The following is a 320-nucleotide window of genomic DNA, read 5'->3' as shown; positions in this document are numbered from 1 at the left end:
TACATAGGAGGGATCAACCGGACTTCATGGCCCAATTTGGTCAACTCACGCGCCCAGTAATGGCTTGTGGCACAGGCTTCCATACCAATAAGGCAAGGATCTATCCGTGTGAAAAACGGCAGTACCTGAGCGCGCCGCAAAGGCCGGTTGAAAGCGACTTCGTCACTTTTTGTGATACCATGAACCTGAAATATATTCTTGGCCAGGTCGATGCCGATAGTTGTAACTTGCATGGGGTGGCTCCATTCGTTTGCTGTCCATGACAACTGCAGTATGACGCATTACGGCGTTGGTGGGAGCAGGAGCCATCCACCCCATCA

Annotated in this window: 1 pseudogene; it reads right to left on the bottom strand. The window is 51.6% G+C overall.

Features of this window, described 5'->3' with window-relative positions:
• Positions 1 to 233 (bottom strand): annotated as a pseudogene (locus PPL9_RS11810) (IS110 family transposase); the annotation flags it as partial.
• Positions 234 to 320 lie beyond the last annotated feature (87 nt).

Source organism: Pseudovibrio sp. POLY-S9 (genome assembly GCF_001431305.1).
Classification (GTDB): Bacteria; Pseudomonadota; Alphaproteobacteria; order Rhizobiales; family Stappiaceae; genus Pseudovibrio.
Note: the sequence above shows the minus strand (reverse complement) of the source record. Positions and strands in the feature narration are given on the sequence as shown.